This window comes from Candidatus Methanoplasma termitum (assembly GCF_000800805.1).
Classification (GTDB): domain Archaea; phylum Thermoplasmatota; class Thermoplasmata; order Methanomassiliicoccales; family Methanomethylophilaceae; genus Methanoplasma; species Methanoplasma termitum.
Genome location: NZ_CP010070.1, coordinates 560624 through 577878 on the forward strand (window position 1 = coordinate 560624; position 17255 = coordinate 577878).

General features: G+C 55.9%; 6 protein-coding genes. 1 reads left to right on the top strand and 5 read right to left on the bottom strand.

Going from position 1 to position 17255, the window contains the following annotated elements:
• Positions 1-19: 19 nt before the first annotated feature.
• The 3 genes from Mpt1_RS02635 to Mpt1_RS07250 are packed head-to-tail and all read right to left on the bottom strand — an operon-like array spanning position 20 to position 12102.
• A complete protein-coding gene (locus tag Mpt1_RS02635; RefSeq protein WP_048111831.1) occupies positions 20-5422 on the bottom strand; it encodes a beta strand repeat-containing protein in 5403 nt (1800 codons plus the stop codon).
• Positions 5423-5479: 57 nt separating this feature from the next.
• Entirely contained in the window at positions 5480-6415 is a 936-nt protein-coding gene (locus Mpt1_RS07855; RefSeq protein WP_052399253.1) for a hypothetical protein, read from the bottom strand.
• Entirely contained in the window at positions 6394-12102 is a 5709-nt protein-coding gene (locus Mpt1_RS07250; protein WP_052399254.1) for a beta strand repeat-containing protein, read from the bottom strand. The genes Mpt1_RS07855 and Mpt1_RS07250 overlap by 22 nt, the downstream gene beginning before the upstream one ends.
• An 876-nt stretch (positions 12103-12978) precedes the next feature.
• Here Mpt1_RS07250 and Mpt1_RS02650 point away from each other — a divergent pair.
• Positions 12979-15240, top strand: a complete 2262-nt coding sequence (locus Mpt1_RS02650) for an adenosylcobalamin-dependent ribonucleoside-diphosphate reductase (protein WP_048111835.1) — start codon at positions 12979-12981, stop codon at positions 15238-15240.
• Here Mpt1_RS02650 and Mpt1_RS07255 read toward each other — a convergent pair.
• Together Mpt1_RS07255 and Mpt1_RS02660 are read right to left on the bottom strand one after the other, a co-directional pair.
• Positions 15237-15767: a DUF2085 domain-containing protein gene (locus Mpt1_RS07255; RefSeq protein WP_052399255.1), complete on the bottom strand. Its 531-nt coding sequence runs from the start codon at positions 15765-15767 to the stop codon at positions 15237-15239. The genes Mpt1_RS02650 and Mpt1_RS07255 overlap by 4 nt on opposite strands.
• An 86-nt stretch (positions 15768-15853) precedes the next feature.
• A complete protein-coding gene (locus Mpt1_RS02660; RefSeq protein ID WP_048113715.1) occupies positions 15854-17254 on the bottom strand; it encodes a hypothetical protein in 1401 nt (466 codons plus the stop codon).
• Between the last annotated feature and the right edge of the window lies 1 nt (position 17255).

Genomic DNA, 17255 nt, shown 5'->3' on the forward strand with positions numbered 1-17255 from the left:
AGTGTGATCTTTACCTCTGTTACGACCATCCTGACGTGTCCCTGGAGAACAGCGGCGATGTGATGTATGCGTTGATCGCCGAGTAGTCCGCCACGGTGACGCTCCCGCTCCTGTTGATATCGGCCAACAAGAGCGTGTACTGATCATTCACAACAAATCCGGAAGTATCCCGGCTGAATGCCGGAGATGTTATGTACGCATTAAGCGCGGACATGTCCGCCACGGTGATGCTTCCGTTCCTGTTTACGTCTCCTGGCACGACCACGATAACTTCCGCAAACACAGTCGGGTCTGCCTTCAGTGACACTGTCACCTTGGCCACTCCAGACTTGGCGCCGTGGATGTCAAGACCGTTCATCGTCAGGGTATCGGCGAGCGTTCCGACGCTCTCGAACCCGGCGATGTCAGTGAATGTGATGTTCACATCTGCGAGAGTGTATGCCAACAATCCGTCCGCAGTCGTCGGTGCGAGGGTGAAGAAGTTGCTGCGTGCGACACGGTTCTGTACGCCGGATGTGAATGTCTCCTTGATATCCGTCGTGCCGTAGCTCGCGCCTGCGCCGAACTTCTGCTGGATGATCACGATGCTCGGAAGGTTGAGGGTCATGTCCAACGCTTCTAGGACATCGGGAGTGCCGTTGCCGTTGCGGTCGTATCCCCATACGGCGTAAACGGTAACGTCACCGGCGATGTCCACGGATGTCACCGTCGCGGGAAGGGCGTTCCCCTTCTCCAATATCGTTGCGACGGCGGACCCTTCGGTCCATCCGACGAACAGAACGTCGGTGAGAGTGGTGTTGTACATCTCTTGTGCGTGTGTCGGCGTGTTGGTGACGTCGAGGGGATATCCTGTCTGCACAGGCAGGTTGTTCACAGGACTTACCATCGCCGAGTCAAGCGTTCCGCCGTTCGGATCGTAGGTTAAAGTATATGTGTTATCGAAGACCGCGGTCAAGGTGTAGTCGGCGTCCGTGGTGAACGCGGGGTTGTTCGCAACGTTCACGTTGAATCCCGTCGGGTACGACGCTCCGGTCCAGTTATAGAACCATGATATCGAACCGTCAACTGCGGTCACGGTCACCTGATCAGTCGGCGTGAAATATCCGGTGTACGGGAGTATCGCCGTGAAGCTGGGTCCTCCTGTCACCGCTACGGTTATCGAACCGTCTCCGCCTGTGACATCCGTCTTATCCAAGGTCAGGGTCGTCGCCGTCGAAGAGTCTATGAAGCGCGCCGTCAGGGTGTAGTCGGTGTCCGTGGTGAACACCGAGTTGTTGGCGATTCCTGGGTTGAAGCCCGTTGGGAATGCCGCTCCGGTCCAGTACGAGAATACCGATGCGGACCCGCTCACCGCTGTCACGGTCACCTGGTCGGTGGGCGCGAACTTCCCCGTATAGGGGAGTATCGCAGTGAAGGTGGGTCCTCCGGTCACCGCTACGGTTATGGAACCGTCTCCGTTTGTGATATCGACCTTATCCAAAGTGAGGGTTGTCGCCGTCGAAGACTTGACAAAGCACGCCGTCAGAGTATAGTCGGTATCCATGGTGAAGGTTGAGTTGTTTGCTATTCCTGGGTTGAAGCCTGTCGGGAATGTCGTTCCGTTCCAGTACGAGAATACTGATGCGGATCCGCTTACCGCGGTCACGGTCACCGTATCTGTGGATACGAAGTGTCCCGTATATGGCAGGGTAGCTGTGAAAGTAACGCTTCCGTTTACCGCAACGGTAATGGAACCGTCTCCGCCGGTGATGTCTGTCTTATCCAAGCTCAAGGTCTTGGTCGTTGACGAGGCAAGGAAGTTCACAGTGATGGTGTCATTCGCGGCTATTGTGAGGGAAGCGGGGCTGTATGCCAATATAACGTTGGCCGGCGTCTGGATCATGTTGCCAAAGTAGTATCCCGAGTCGGGTGTCGCCGTGAACACGGTCGCTCCGCGTTCGCGGCCACGGTGTAAGTTCCGGCCGTGAACGTTCCGGTGACGCCGGACACGGTCGCGGAACCGCCTGCGGTGACCACGAGGGTGAAGTTGATCGTCGTTCCGGTTGGTCCCTCGGCGGCGAATGTTACCGTTACGGATGTCATTCGCGGCTACTGTGAGGGTGGCCGGACTGTATGCCACGGTGGCCGAAGCGGAACCGGACTGTACTATGCTTATAAGATCCTGTCCGGTGCCTGGGGTAGCCGTAAACGTCAGATTATATCCGGACGATACAGGTATCGAGACAATAGACGATGTTGTTACCGTCGCTATGGTCGTTATGCCTGCCGCTACTCCGACCGATCCGGCTCCGGAGACGTTAACTGTTATGTTGTAAGTCAGCGTTGCGTTACCCTCGAACACAGCGTAGATCGTGTCGCCGTTGGCCACGGTGTATGTGACGGGGCTGACGTTCGATAACGTTCCTGAGTTCTGCTGGAAGCTGACGAAGACGTTCGGTGATACCGCCGTTGCCGTGAAGGTCAGGCTGTATCCCGACGCTACGGGTATAGCGACCGTAGATGTCGTTGTGACAGTCGCGACGGACGCCGCACCTGCGCTGACATTCACGGACCCTGTTCCGGTGACGTTGACGGTTATGTTGTATGTCGTTGTCGCGCTCGAGTCGAATACCGCCTTGATCGTGTCGCCGTTGGCCACGGTGTATGTGACGGGGCTGACGTTCGATAACGTTCCTGAGTTCTGCTGGAAGCTGACGAAGACGTTCGGTGATACCGCCGTTGCCGTGAAGGTCAGGCTGTATCCCGACGCTACGGGTATAGCGACCGTAGATGTCGTTGTGACGGTTGCGACGGACGCCGCACCTGCGCTGACATTGACTGAACCTGTTCCGGTGACATTGACGGTTATGTTGTATGTCGTCGTAGCGCTCGAGTCGAATACCGCCTTGATCGTGTCGCCGTTGGCCACGGTGTATGTGACGGGGCTGACGTTCGATAACGTTCCGGAGTTCTGCTGGAAGCTGACGAAGACGTTCGGTGATACCGCCGTTGCCGTGAAGGTCAGGCCGGTGCCTGCCGATACGGGCACAGCCAATGAGGTTGTGACAGATACTGTCTGCGAATATCCTGTTCCAGCTACCGTCACGCTGCCTGTCCCGGTAATTTGGACAGTTATGTTTGTGTAAGCGGGGTCCCAGGTCATCTCCATGTTCTGGCCGGTGAGATCGGATGTCACGGTCGTGTTGATGTACGTGGACGTTACGCCGAGGTATCCTGTGTGTGTCAGGTCTGTGACGGCGACTGTTGCTCCGTAGGGTATGCCTGATATGGTGTATGCCCCTCCGGCCGTTGTGGAGACCGTCGGCTGCGCCGTTCCGTCAATTGTGTGAGTTATTACAACGCCTACTAACGGATTCTTCGCTGTGGTGTCATCGGTGACGATACCGGATATCGAGACCTCCGTGAGCTTCACCGGCAGATATCCGTCGCCCGGGCTTGCGCTGTGGGCGTCGTAATCGCTCTGTGCGTTCATCGAATAGATCTCGGGCTGGTCGTCCGCCACCCGTACCACCGGGTGCAGGACCGTTCCGTTCGACAGGTACACGTTGTAATCTTCCTGAGAGGCCATGCCTGGGAGCATGAAAGCGAAACTCCTGTAGCCTGCCGGCAGTTCGAGTGATGTCAACACCGTGGTGGTGTCTCCGTTGCCGTAGACGCGGAGCGTCGATGCCGACGATGAGGAGATCGCTCTGTTCAGAACGGCGTTGACGTAATAGCCGTTGCCGTTGTTGCCTGATCTGCCAGTATGGATCGCGGGCATGTTCCCGTTCGAGTATGCCGTTACGGTCGCTGTGCTGTCGATGGTTATGTTCCCGTCAATTGCCGCGCCGCCGATAGCGGTTGCGGTCAATATGCCGCCGATTACGGATATGTTGCCGCCGATTTCACCGGACGCGCCGCCTATTCCGGCACCGGCGCTGCTTGTTGCCGTGACCGTAAGCTGGCCGTTGCCCTTTCCGACGGATGCTGCGCTGTTGACAGTAAGAGAAGAGGTCTTTCCTCCCGCGTGCTCGGCGACGTTGATGCCGCCGTGGACGAAGCTGCCCACCGTTGTGTTGCTTACGAGATATGTTGTATCCATAGCAAGCAGCAGAGTAACGTCCGCATTGCCTTGCAGCGTTATGTCGCCGATGAGATCTATGCTGTCGAAGACCAGAGTAACGTTCACGCCGTCCTGTATTATGATCTGGTTGAATATGGACGTGCCGTTCTTAGGCTCATTGGGATCTCCCGGCGAGCGCAGACCGCTCTGTGTGATGAGGAATACCAGACCGTCGGCGTTCGAATCGAATGTCAGCGTGCGGTCCGGGCCCGGCACTGCGCCGCCGGCATAGCCGCCGGTGCTGTACGGTTGGGTCGAACCTGCTACTGTGTACCCCACTGTCGGGTCGCTCAGTGTTGTCTCTGAAAGATCGATGGTGCCGGCGATGTCGAAGTAATATTGGAACACTACCGTATCCAACACCAGCTTGTCCAGGGGTACCGACACAGTGGCGGGAGGTACGATCGTCAATCCCGATACGGCCTTCGCCGTCACGTTGAAATGAGCGTTCGTTCCCATCTCTTCGATGATACCGTCGGAGGTGCTCTTCAGGATCGTCGTTCCGTTGAAGTCCAATGCTATGCCTGCCTTCTCGGTCATGTTGGGAATGGGTTCGTCATAGTATGTTATGGCGGGGTTGTCCCTGTCCACTCCCTTGTAGTCGCCGGTTACCTGTGTATAGACGTTGTCGATCGTATAGGATTTCACATATGTCCTTTCGATGCCTTTGCCGTCGATGTAATACACTCTCACCCAATACGTCCCGTTCTTGCTCACGTCCATCTTGTAGTTGCGTAGGTCCTGAGTGCCGCCGGGCTGTTCCGGCATGCTGTTGGTCAGGCCGGTTATTCCGGTCTTGGTATAGTTGGCGCCTCTGTCGCTGTTCGCCGCTGCGGTGAAGCCTGCGGTGAAGGTGGTCCTGCCATAGGTCGTGTCGGTCGTTCCGACTCTGTACCACTCTATGCCCTTGATATCCCTTTGAGGATACGTGATGTACTTGTTCTCCACCTTAGCGTAGAAGGTCACCGGGTCTGCGTCCGTATCCGTTATGAACGCGACGCCTGACGGGTCGGATGACAACGTCATCTTTATACCCAGAACTATAGTTAATTTGTTATCGTTGTTGGTCAGTACGTTGAAGTCCTCCACTCCGTATCCGTACATCTCGTTCTCGGCCTCGAATGTCCGCGTTCCCGAGGGCACCCATATCCAGGCCCTTCCTGTGGAATCGGTGTATGCCTCGTAGGTGTAGCCGTCACCGGGAAGGTTCGCGACCGTTACGAGCTGATCGGGGACGATGGCGCCTTCCACTGTCTTAACGGTCACTTCCACGCAGTATACCTGCAGTGTGCCGTGGGCCGAAGTAAGCAGAGGGGTCATGTTGTTGTTCGTCCTCGTGTTTCCCGTCGTCCGTCGAGAGTCCCGGAAGCTGAATGGTTACCGCGTTTCCGCTGTTCGCCGGATAGATACTTCCGGAGTCGAAGTGGTTCGTACCTGTGGCATTGACCGTCCCGGCGGGGTTGGCCCCGCGCCGATACCGTTGTAGAGACCGCGTGCCTTGACTGTACTGTTTGAACCGGTCACGAAGGTGTTTCCGCCGTTTCCGCCGTTTCCGTTTCCGCCGGCTGTACCTGCGGCTCCAGGGGCGCCGTTGGTGCCGTCTGTACCCATACTAGCAACTCCGCCGGTACCGCCTGCACCGGCACCGCCGGCTGTACCGCCTGTACCGGCACCGCCGCCGCCTATACCTGCGCCGTTGCCGGCACTTGTGGCGTTGACCGTGCAACGAATAATATTAACCGTGTTAACCGCACCGCCGGTGCCGCCTGCGCCGCCTGCGCCGCCGTTTGCACCGTCACCGCCGTTACCTCCTTTATCCATTACTGTTCTAGTTGCAGACCATCCGCCGGAGCCGCCGTTACCGCCAGCGCCGCCGGAGCCGCCTGTGCTGCCTGCGCCGCCGCCGATACCCGCACCGTGGCTGCCGCTTACGGAGTTAACAATACTGTCGGTTAATTGGATGTTGCCGCCGTTGCCGCCTGCACCACTGTTGCCGCCGTTGCTGCCTGCATTGCCTGCGCCGCCGTTGCCGCCGTTGTTGGGGTTGCCGCCAACAACTGAACCATCATTACCATTGCCGCCTGCGCCGCCTGCGCCGCCTGCGCCGCCTGCGCCGCCTGCGCCGCCCACACCGCCCCCGATGCCTGCGCCGTTGCCGTTGCCTGTGGTGTCTATTTTACTATTGGTTATCTCTATAGTGCCGTTGGCTCCGCCGTTGCCGCCGTTGCCACCTGCTCTGCCTGCGCCGCCTGCGCCACCTGCAGCAGAACTGGCACTGCCAGTACCCTGACCTAAACCGCCTGCGCCGCCCACACCGCCTGCGCCGCCTGCGCCGCCACACCGCCTGCGCCGCCGCCGATACCGGCACCCCCTCTGTCGCTTCTAGTCTCAACTGTGCTGTTGGAGATTTTTACCGTACCGCTAGCCCCGCCCGCATTGCCTGCGGTGCCTGCGCCGCCGCTTGCACCGTTACCGCCGGCACCAGCATTAGTATTTCCGCCGGAGCCGCCGCCGTTGCCGCCTTTGCCGCCGTTGCCGCCTTTGCCGCCGTTTGCACCGTTACCGCCGTTGCCGCCGCCTATGCCTGCGCCGCCGGCATTGCTTATGGCCTTGACTTTGCTATCAGTGATCGTGATCGTCCCGCCGGCACCGCCTGCGGTGCTTGCGCCGCCGTTGCCGCCTATAGCGCCATCGAAGCCTGGGAAACCGGTCGCAGTTGCACGGGTATCACCGATGCCGCCTATGCCGCCGTTCCCGCCGGAGCCGCCGGAGCCGCCGGAGCCGCCGCCGATACCGGCACCGCTTGTGCTTATCGAGTCGACTGTACTGCCTGTTATTGAAATCGAATTATTATTACCGCCAGCTGCGCCGCCGTTCCCGCCGTTCCGGGCGTACCAGCAATTACGCCCGGCGTTCCATCCGTTGTCTGCGCCGCCGTTCCCGCCGTTCCCGCCGTCCCGCCCGTTCCCGCCGTCGCCTGCGCCTATGCCTGCGCCGCGGCCGCCTTGGACGCTTATTTGACTGTTCACGATATTTATCGTGTTTGCATGACCGCCTGCACCTCCGGTAGACCCGACCCCTGCATTTCCGCCGTTCCCGCCGCCGGTGCCGCCATTCCCGCCGTTCCCGCCGTTCCCGCCGTTCCCGCCTGCGCCGCCGCCGATGCCTGCTCCACCGGTGCCTGATGCTGTCACATTACTGTTCACTATCTCGATCGAAGTGAATGTACCGCCTGCGCCGCCTGCGTTGCCTGTGCCGCCTGTGCCGCCGCTGCCTCCGCCGCTAGTAGTGCCTACGTTGGCGCTACCGCCTTGTCCGCCTTGTCCGCCTTGTCCGCCTTGTCCGCCGCCGATGCCTGCGCCGCCGCCTACAGCAGAGATCATTCCGCTGCTGTTGATGGATATCGTTCCTCCGCTTCCGCCTGCACCCCCGAGACCGCTGGCGGCTGAATTACCGCCATTACCCATTGTACCTATGCTTGATGTTTGTTGAGAATCGCCGCCGTTTCCGCTACCTCCGCCGATACCTCCGCCTCCGCCTCCGATACCGGCGCTCTTACCGTTGCCTGTAGCAGTAACGGTTGCGTTATCTCTGATCGTGATATTGCCGCCGGCGCCGCCTGCGTTGCCGGAACCTCCACCGCCAGCTGCGCCGCCGTGGCCTGCGCCGAGGTTGACACCGAGTCCACCGCTGCCGCCGGCGCCGCCGCTGCCGCCGGCGCCGCCGCCTATGCCTGCGCCGCCGCTGCCTCCTTTGGCTGAAACTGACGAACTGCCTTTTATGGTGACCGTTCCGTCTGCGCCGCCGATACCGCCTGCGCCGCCTGCGGTACCGTTGCCGCCTGTGCTACCAGTGCCGCCGATACCTCCGTTCCCGCCTCCTCCTCCGCCTATACCTGCGCCGTTGCCGCTGCCTACTGCAACTACATTACAACCGTCGATAATGATCGTTCCGGCCACAGCATCTGCTGCTGCAGTGCCGGCAGTCCCGGGTGTAGCTGTGGCATAATTACCGGCCGTGCCGTCGATACCGCCGTCACCGCCGATACCGGCATTGTTGCCTGTAGCAGTGGCGAACAGCATGCCGCTCTGCTTTGCTTCGCTGCGGCTCTCGATCTCCAATGTTGCCCCATTAGCTACACGTATACCCTGGTTGAACCAGATCTTTACCTCATCTGAGATATGGAAGGTTACATTTGCCCCGTTCTGGACATACGGTCTGGCATTGTTGACCTGTATGTCGGTTCCGAAAAAGATCGTCGGTCCCGAGCCGCTTAAGAATTGTATGGTTGTGAATAGGTTCGTTCCCATCGTACTCTGTACGATCACATAACTCTTACCGACTGAACCGGTATCGAAGCTCAGCGTCAGGTTGGGGCTTGTTCCCCCGACAGTATAGCCGATGCCTCCGGCAGTAGTCGTGCTGAGGTCGATGATCGTTGAACCTTGGCTGCCGTTGTAAGTAAGACTGAAAGAACCGTATCCCGTTTCGTTCTCGGCTACGATCAGTATGTTGTAATTGTTCATTCCGAGTGTCAGCGGGAAGTTCGTGAATCCGGCGTTGCTGTATGTGCCGCTCGGCAGCGTTACCGATCGAAGCGCCGACCAAGATGATGGGTTATTAGGATCGATCGTATTGACGCTGTAGTAAATCTTGATAGTCAGTGGCTCATTGCCGCTGCTTGTGTTGAACGCTGCGCTCACCCGCGCCTCTGAACCTGTCGAACCCGCCACTGCCGAACCGCTCACTATGAGGGGGGATGTCACGAACGAGACCACGGGGCTGAAGTATGTTCCCGTGTTGGATGATATATATGTTTGCATGTAATATTTGGTATTGGGTATGAGTCCTGCGACCGACAATGTTTTAGGACTGTTCGCATCAGCCGGTGTCCATGAGACAGACGTCGATGTCTGAAGCTGTCCGGTTGATGTGACTGTCGGGGATGTGCCGTATCGGAACCCGCCGCCGGAGAAGGCGGCGCCGTTCATTGTGTGTCCGGTGCTGGTGAAGGCCGCACTGTTCTGAGTGATGTTGCTGACTGACGGGTTACCCGCTGCGGGGTCCGTGACCGTCCCTAACATCACATTAAGCGTTGCGATAGTGTTGCCCGATGTGATCACGGGGCTGCTGGTCGCCGCAAGCACCACCGGTCCCGCATATGTGCTGTTGTATGCGAAGATGTTGTCGCTGCGTGATGCGTTGCCTGTTGTGTAAGCAAAACCCACGTAGCTCGCAGGCAGGGTCAGACTGTTCAGCCTTCCCACATTATTGCCGTTGGCGTATACCTCGATCTGCGTTGTCCCCGTCGCCGATGGAGCTGTGGTGAAATAGGCATTGACGAAGTAAGCATCTCCGGTGTTAGCTGCACCGGCGTCGATGGCGGGTTTGGCAGCGCTTTGTGAATATGCCTTTACGTTGGCCGCACTGCTGATCCTTATTGTACCGCTGCCGCCTGCGCTTCCGCCCCCTATACCTGCACCGCCGGCGGTGCCGCCTGTTGCTGTCACAGTGCCGCCGTTGATAGTGATATTACCGCCTGCAACTGCGCTATTTCCTCCTATCCCTGCACCGCCCCCGTTCCCTGTTGCTGTCACAGTGCCGCCGTTGATAGTGATATTGACGCCGGCTACTGAGCCGCCTATACCTGCTGCGTTTGCAGTTGCCGCTGTGACAGTAAGCGAACCTTCACTGCTTCCCGCGGCGACCGCACTATCGATATTGATGCTTGAGCCGGCAGTCTTCAGTGTGATACTGTCGGTGATCGTTGTAGAACCGCTCAATAATATGTTCAGAGTGGAAGTGCCATTTACTGTGATGCCCTTCATCAGGTTTGTGCCTTTAAACTGAATGCCGAGAGTCGAGTTGGCCGCTAAACTCACGGTCGTGCTTGCTGCGTTGACCCCTTCGAACGACATTGACGTGTTCACAGTATTTTGAGTGCTTATCGATGATACTTTACACGTGCCTGTGCTCTGTATTATCTGGTATCTGTTACCGGTAGCCGCCGTTGTGAAAGTCAGCGTCATACTGGGGCTTGTGCCGCTCAATGTATAACCGGTGTTGTTTCCCGTAACCGTGCTAAGGTCTATCACATATACGGGTAATCCTATCTTGACATCCTGGATCGTGTATGCTTTTGCAGAAGTGATGACCTGTGTACCATTCGATATCTGCCACACTTCTCCGCCGGAATATAGGTCATTGTGCACATATAAGTTATAAGATTGTACCGAACTGCCTGTGGTGAAAGCAAAGTTAAGATAGTTCGCAGGCAGGTTCAGCGTTCTCAGTATATTCGCAGAATTCCTTATGTCGCCTGCTCTGTACACGTCAAGCACCGTAGGTTGTGCAGATCCCGTCACGAAACGGGCATTGATAAGATAGACACCGATCGTGCTTGAAGCGTTCGCATCGATGGCGAGTTTCGTCGCTATACTTGAGTAGGCCGTTATGTTGGCCGAGCTGTCAATGTTTATTGTCGGGGAGGTGTTGGTCCCATTAGCGCCGATGCCTGCGCCCGATGTCGCGCCGCCTGTCGCTGTGATAGTTCCTCCGTTAATAGTGATGATACCGGTTCCATTAGTGCCTATTCCTGCACCCGTACCGCTGCCTTTCGCTATGATCGTTCCGCCGTTGATCGTTACATTTCCGCCGTTGGAACTCTGAATGGTGCCGATACCTGGGCCGTTACCTGTGCCGCCTCCTGTAGCGGTCACGTTGCTGTTGGTGATCGATATTGTGCCGCCAGTGTTTGAATTGGCGATGCCGCCGCCGCTCCTGCCCGTTGCGGTCACCGTGCTGCCTGTTATCGATATGGTGCCGCTGAGGCCTGCGTTGTTGATACCTGTGTTCCCGATGGCGGTCACTGTACTGTTAAGTATGGTAATGGTGCCGTTTCCGATGTTGGAGATGCCGTTACCTGTGCCTGTCGATTCCGCATAAACATTGCTGCCGCCGTCAACATTGATGTTGGTCGCTTGCATGCCTGTGCCTATACCTGCGCCTTTGGATGTCACTGTGCTGTTAGTGACGGTTATGCTGCTTGCGCAATACATACCGATCATGTTTGTTCCGCCGGTCGAGGTCACTGTGCTGTTAGTGACGGTTATGTCAGTTCCGCTGTACATACCGTAGCCGGTTGCTCCGCCGGTCGAGGTCACTGTGCCGTTAGATATGCTGATTGCGCTGAGGTTCATGCCTGCGCCGGTGCCTGTCCCTGTGGCGGTCACACTGCCGCCGTTGATGGTAACAGTACCGGCGCTGCCGCCGATGCCGTAGGCACCGGAGTTAGCGCCGGCGAACGCTGTAACGCTGCCGCCGTTGATGGTAATGGTCCCGGCACTGCTTATAGTGGTACCGCCGGTACCTATACCCGTTGATGAATTGATACCCCTCGCAGTCACGGTGCCGCCGTTGATGGTTATATTTCCGCCGGGTATGGTACCAGTAGTGCCGCTGCCGCCGATGCCTGCACAGTTAGAGGTGTTTGCCGTTACCGCAAGTGAGCCGTTCGTGCTGCCGGGCACAGATGCGCTGTCAATGATTATCGATGCTACCGCTGCGGGAGTTGTCGTAGTAGGTACTAAGATCGATCCGCTGATTGTATTTGTCCCTCTGATGAGCAGATTCACCGTAGCGCTGCCCTGTAAGGTGACATTTCCTGTGATAGTGATGTTACTGAAGGTCACGGTCGTGTTCACGCCGGTAGCGAAAGTGATGGTTCGCGACAAAGATGTCGTGGTGGTCTGTGTTATCTCATATGTGTTTCCGTTCGCCAAAGTAGTGAAGGCAAGCGCCGACCCGTTGAATGTGTAACCGGTGCCGTTCCCGGCAACATCTAAGTTGATCTGATAATTGGCCGCCGACGAGTCATCCGAGTGACTCACGGTATAAACAGCCGTTACGGCCATTATCATCACAATGAGCGCCAGCATGCCGTATTTTACGGCAGAGCGGCCCTTTATCCTACTTCCAGTTCCCCTACCTGTTTGAACCATAATTAAACAACTCCCCACTTAATGTTTTTAAAGAAATAAACACCGGCATACGCGGCCGGTCTCGCATAAGATCTTTGTGGAAAAGGTTTTGTAAAAAAAGGGTCATCGCGACCCTTTGTAATGTAATACTATGATCTGCTTTCGGCGGGTGCGCCGGCCGCAGTATCGCGGCCGTTCGGCGCTCGCATGACGGTCTTAAGATATCCGATGCGAGACGGGAAAGAACATACAGACAGAATAACCATTCGAAAATCTGCCGTACAGCCGTACGCCTGAGCGGTTCAGGAACGATGTGTTCCTCCTTGATCACGCTTAGATTTTCCTCTTTGCCGACAGTCCCCGCTTCCGTATTTACGGAAATATAACTGTGCGCCTTATGACTCGGCGGGACCGCCGTGTCACTATGCCGCAAAACAGGTAAGAAGCATGGCTCCCCCTCCACCGATTGTAAACCCCCTATCAGAGTCTCCTCCTCTCTCCGACCCGCACATTAAGTAGACCATAATAAACATTTCTCATACACCTATATCTTTGTCAACATAGTATCAAAAACATACTATTAAATATATATCCTACATATATGAAATCGATATGGCCGGTTTTGCGGCGGGCTGCGGTCCGGTTCTGCGTCGTTATTGACGGCAACAACATTTGGGTCCGCGCTTCCGCCATACTGAGGACGCCGCATAACGTACTTCCGCTCCGCCGCCGCAGCCGGAGAAGGCGGCAAAAAAATGTAAAAATAACTACCGAAAACATCTGGTTTTGTAACAGCTTTTTATACTGTTTTTCGGGAACGGAAAAATCGATCCATCCAACTTTGGGAGGTTTAATTATGGTGAACGTCATCCTGTTTTAAGATGGGAGTTAGACCACATGGAAATAGGGGAATGGTTGGGCGAAGATAACCAACTCGGTATAGATATTTGGCAGAAGAAATACTGCTACAACGGAGAAACGTTCGAACACTGGCTGGATCGCGTCAGCGACGGTAACGCTGACATCAGACAAATGATCGTCGAGAAAAAGTTCCTGTTCGGGGGAAGGATACTTGCAAACCGAGGCCTTCACAAGACCGGACTGAAGATAACACTCTCGAACTGCTACGTCGTGACGCCGCCCGAGGACTCGATAGAATCCATATTCGAATGCGCCGGGAAACTTGCGAGAACATTCAGCTACGGCGGAGGCGTGGGGATAGATCTTTCCAAGCTTGCTCCGCGCGGTGCGAAGATCAACAACACCGCATCCGAGACATCGGGTGCTGTATCGTTCACCGATCTGTACTCAATGGTGACTGGTCTGATCGGGCAGCACGGAAGGAGGGGGGCGCTTATGCTCTCGCTCTCCTGCGAACATCCCGATCTCGAAGAATTCACCGGTGTCAAGACCGATGTCGACAGAGTGACGAAAGCGAACATGTCCATCCGGGTGACCGACGAGTTCATGGATTGCGTTCGGGAAAAGAAGAACTTCGTACAGAGATTCATGAGGCCGGAGACAAAGGACAAGGTGGAAAAGAATCTCAACGCATATGAATTCTTCAAAAAACTGTGTTATGCGAACTGGGATTACGGCGAGCCCGGATGTCTTTTCTGGAACCGCATCGAATCGTGGAACCTTTTGAGCGAGTTCCCCGATTACCATTTCGCGGGTACCAACCCGTGCGCGGAAGAACCTCTGCCGGCGGGCGGAAGCTGTCTTCTCGGAAGCATGAATCTTTCTGTTTTCGTTAAGGAGGGGGAATTCGACGAGGAGGACTTCAGACGCACCGTCGGAATATGCGTGAGAGGATTGAACGATGTCCTCGAAGAGGGGTTGCCTCTTCACCCGCTGCAGGAGCAGAGGGACTCCGTCAGGGATTGGAGGCAGATCGGCCTCGGGATAATGGGTCTTGCTGATATGCTGATCAAGATGGAGCTGGAGTACGGGACCAAGGAAGCGATGGATTTCTGCCACATGCTCGGGTTCATCATGGCGGATGCCGCGATAAGGGAATCCGCGCTGATCGCCAAAGAAAAAGGGAAATTCCCTAAATGCAACATCGAGCAGATCATGAGCTCCCCTTATTTCTTGGAGAACACTTCCGAGGAAACAAGAGAACTGGTAAAACAGTACGGGGTAAGGAACTCGCAGCTGCTTACGATCGCACCGACCGGAACACTTTCGACGATGATCGGGATCTCCGGCGGCATCGAACCCATATTCGCCAACTCATACGAAAGAAGGACCGTCTCCCTCTCGGACCGCGATGAGTATTACAAGGTGTATACTCCCGTAGTAAAGGAGTACATGGACAAACACGGCGTGACCGACGAAAAGGCTCTTCCGCGTTTCTTCGTCACGGCTCAGAACTTGGATTACAAACAGCGCCTGAATCAGCAGGGGACCTGGCAGATGCACATTGACGCATCGATCAGTTCGACCGTGAACCTTCCCGCTGATTTCCCGGAGAACGAGGTATACGACCTATACCTGTATGCCTGGCAGATAGGCTGCAAAGGAGTGACCGTGTTCAGGGACGGATGCAAGCGTCTCGGCATACTTTCCGCAGAAAAGGCGGAAAAGGAACAGAAGAAGACGGACGAGCACGAGAACGGTAACGGCAACGGAAAGAAGAAAAAGAGAGGATTTGTTGAGAACGTTGCCGATGATGTGGTCGGAAAGAAGAGGAAACTTATGACCGGATGCGGAAGCCTACACTGCACAGCGTTCTTCGACCCCCACAGCGGCGAACTCCTGGAGGCATACCTGAACAAGGGCTCCACCGGAGGATGCAACAACTTCATGATCGGATTATCCAGGATGATATCGCTTGCCGCGAGGAGCGGCTGCGACATCAACTCTATCGTGGATCAGCTGAAGAGCTGCGGCTCGTGTCCGTCGTATGTCGTGAGAACATTCACGAAAAGAGATACCAGCAAAGGATCGTGCTGCCCGATGGCGGTGGGCTGGGCGCTTCTCGATATGAACGCGGAGATGCAGAGAGAAGTGAAGGGCATATCCTTTGAGGCGGAGAAAGAGACCGTAGCAAAGACCAGGGCCGTCATCAACCCCTGCCCGAAATGCGGCGACGAGCTGCAATTCCAGGGCGGATGCAACATCTGTAAGACATGCGGATGGACCAAGTGTGATTAATCCCTCTTAAAAACCACTTTTTCATATTCTTTTGTTATGAAATATTGAAAGATCAATGCTATGCCCGCTCCCGCCAGCAAGCCAGTGGCGACCCTTCCGGCAAGGAGATCGACATTGAAAACAAACTCGATGCCCCATTCGATAAGGGTCGAAACGATCATCAGAACTCCTATCAACGGGATCGTTTTGTTCTTAATCGGGATCACAGATATTTTTTCATCTGTCGCAATAAGGCCTACGATCGCCCCTGTCAAAATGGAAACGTCCCTCTGGCAGAAGGCCATCTGCGAACCGTTGATAATGAATGATCGCGATGTCTCCTGATGGCAGAACAGGTCGCCCAAGAAATAAACGCCTCTCGAAAGAGGGTCGGCAAAGGAAAGTTTGCTCCAATTGTCGATCACCCCCGCCCTGCCGTCCAGATCCGTGAAGGAACCGTACGGATGCAGCAAAGGCAGCAGTATCATCAGCAGTAGGAAAACTGCCAGGAACAGGAGTATAGCTCTGCCCGGCGATGATACTTTCATGCCGTTCAATTGGTCTTGCTGTATTTATTGTTGATTGACGGGCGGAACCGCCGTTCCGCCCGAAATAATAACAAAGTTTTGACGTATCACAACCCGATGCTCGAACACAGCACGAACACTATCAGAGACACCGGAAGCATGAATCCCAATCTGTATGCGATGTCCCTGATATCCACTTTCCCGTTCAGGAACGATGTCAGTATCGACACGAGTATGCACAGCTCGATCAGATATACCGAAAGTATGGCCGATGTGTTCCCAAAGTCAACCCCGTCCATCACTCTGGATATGGGCCCGAGCATTGTCACGCTCATACCGAGGACCAAGGGTGCGAATATCGCCGCGGTCCCCGTCATCATGTCGGTCATGCTCTTCAGTTTGTTCCTTATCCCCTTTCTGACGATGTCCTGGTCCTGTATCTGTCTCCCCACCGATACCGCAAGCCTTCCCGCGTCCCTCACATCCTTCTGAGAACATCTGTAGACGTCACAGAATACTCCGGAAATGCGGGTTGATATTTTCCCGACCGATGCTCTGATCGCCGAACACGCATCGCCTCTGCATATCCCCATCTCTCTGTAAACGCTCTCCGCAACAGTTGCACACTCCGCCCTCGCACCTATCGCCCTGACGATAGAGGTCTCGAAGTTCTCACCCGCTATCAAACGGTTCCCCAATTCGAATACGGAATCCTGAAGGCACAGCTCCTGCTTCTCCCTTGTCCTTTCGGACCTTATGTACGGCGCGGCGTATATCAGGATCGCAGCACCCGCGGCCAATGCCGCTGCGGTGAGAGATAACTGAAGGTCCCCGGTCACCTGATAGGTGATGAATGCTACTGGCACCGAAGCAAGGCCGGGGAGGATGTATTTCGGATCGAGATTCGATGACGGCTTCATAAAGGGGTTCTTTTCTTTTATCGAAACGATCAAAACGAGTATCACCGCGGGTATGAACACCAAGGTCGCGACCATGATCGGCATGCTTCCTATTGAGGAACTTCCGAATATCCCCCCTAAACTTAGCATCGGAAGTATCGACATAAGCACCATCGGCACCATTATACCCAGACCGAAGATCATCATGCATGGGAGGTTCAGGGACGTGCTGTAATTCTCACCGATCTCCTTGAGCCCGTTCATTGCTATCTCCGATGCCTCGTTGAGCATCCTTTTCCTTTCGGCTTGGTCCGACGAGGCTGCGGATGCGACCACCATTTGTATCGAGCGTCTGAACGCCGCCGCCTCTGCCGGGACGGAGGCCAACATCTCGGATAACCCGTGAGATATGTCCCTTATCTGTCTGGTATCCGCCCTGACAACGATCGCACCGAACATCGCCGCAGACCTTTCGGGCCCGTTCTTTGCCACATCCCTTACCGCCGAATCTATGGAACCTCCTCCCTCGATCACGGCATACATCATACCTATCACCGTAGGCGTTTCGTTCAGCAGAACATTCGGGTTCTTCATCTTCTTTACGGCCATA